Raw genomic sequence first — 1,695 nt, 5'->3', positions numbered from 1 at the left:
GGGCAGGGTTCGGCCGTCCGGAGCAGTGTCCCGACTGCCCTGGAGGGCCTCGGCGCCCGGGTGCGGGGGAGCGTACGGGGGCGTTGACGGGGCGTTCGGGACGCTCCGTACGCCCTCGGGCACGCTCGCGGGAGGTTCCCGGCCGGTCCGGGCGGGCATGCGGCGGCGGATAGGCTGACGCTCACGGTCCGCGGGCCGCTCCTCGGCGGTGCGGGCCCGCCACTCACCCGGCAAGGAAGGCCTGCACGTGTTCAGCTCCGGTGCCACCGGTCCGTCCGACGCGTCCTCGACGCTCACCACTCCGACGCCGGCCCCAAGCCCCACCGCGCAGCTGCCCGAGCTCGACCTGCGGATCCCGACCAGCGCGCAGGAGGTCTCCGAGACCACCCGGCAGGCCGCCAGCTGGTTCGACACCCACTGGCAGGGCTGGCTGGCCTCGGGACTGCGGATCGTCTTCATCATCGTGCTGTCCCTGGTGCTGCGGGCCGTGGTGCGCAAGCTCATCACCCAGCTGATAGGGCGGATGGCGCGCACCTCCGAGCACCAGGAGGAGAGCCGGCTGGGCGGGCTGCTGGCCAACACCGGGGTGGTGAACACGGAGCGGCGCCAGCAGCGTTCGGAGGCGATCGGCTCGGTGCTGCGCAGCGTCGCCTCCTTCACCATCCTGGGCACGGCGGCGCTGATGGTGCTGTCCGCGCTGGGGGTCAACCTGGCGCCGCTGCTGGCGAGCGCCGGTGTGGCCGGTGTGGCCATCGGTTTCGGCGCCCGCAACCTGGTCACGGACTTCCTCTCCGGGGTCTTCATGATCATGGAGGACCAGTACGGCGTCGGCGACGAGATCGACACCGGGGTGGCCACCGGCACCGTGCTGGAGGTCGGCCTGCGGGTCACCAAGCTGCGCGGGGCGAACGGCGAGATCTGGTACATCCGCAACGGTGAGGTGAAGCGGATCGCCAACATGAGCCAGGGCTGGGCGACCGCCTCGGTGGACGTGCAGGTCGGGTACAAGGAGGACCTGATCCGGGTCGAGGACCTGATCCTGGCGACGGCCGAGGAGATGGCCAAGGAGGCCCCGTACGACGAGCTGGTCTGGGCGCCGGTGTCGATCCTGGGCGTGGAGTCGGTCGCCTCGGACTCGGTGGTGCTGCGGATCGAGGCCCGGACCGCCCCGGGCAAGGCGGCCGCCGTCTCCCGGGCGCTGCGCCAGCGGCTGAAGGCGGCCTTCGACCGGGCCGGGATCAAGGTCAAGGAGGAGGTCCCGGCGGCCGCGGCCGGGGCGACCGGCGTGGTGATCGCGCCCTCGCCGGTGCCGGCCGCCGAGCAGGCCGCGCCGTCCGCGCTGGCCGACCCGGCCTCGCCGCGCTACCGGGCGACCGAGCCGATCCCGGCGGCGAAGGGGGCGGAGGACCCGGCGAAGCCGTAGCCCGGCGACCGTACGGACACGACGCAAGCCCCGCTCCCGGCGTACCCGGAGCGGGGCTTCGCCCTGTCCGGTAACGCTTCGGCATCCTCCGCTCCACCCACCATTGACACTCCGCCGACACGGCCCTTACGGTCCTTCCCAAGCGACTGGAAAGTTTCCTAACAGTTCGTCCGAAGCCCGCCCGCTCCCCGCTCCGGGGACACCCGCGGACCGTCCCGAGCAGCCGAAAGGGGAGGATTCCGGGCATGACCAAGAGCACCGCCAAGGCCCCC

1 protein-coding gene is annotated in these 1,695 nt (G+C 72.8%); it reads left to right on the top strand.

Going from position 1 to position 1,695, the window contains the following annotated elements; translation table 11 throughout:
- Nucleotides 1-247: 247 nt before the first annotated feature.
- Nucleotides 248-1,423, top strand: a complete 1,176-nt coding sequence (locus ACIQOV_RS40440; protein WP_401056001.1) for a mechanosensitive ion channel family protein — start codon at nucleotides 248-250, stop codon at nucleotides 1,421-1,423.
- The last annotated feature ends 272 nt before the right edge of the window (nucleotides 1,424-1,695 follow it).

It is taken from the genome of Kitasatospora sp. NPDC091257 (assembly GCF_044757675.1).
Taxonomy (GTDB): Bacteria; Actinomycetota; Actinomycetes; order Streptomycetales; family Streptomycetaceae; genus Kitasatospora; species Kitasatospora lactacystinica.
Note: the sequence above shows the minus strand (reverse complement) of the source record. Positions and strands in the feature narration are given on the sequence as shown.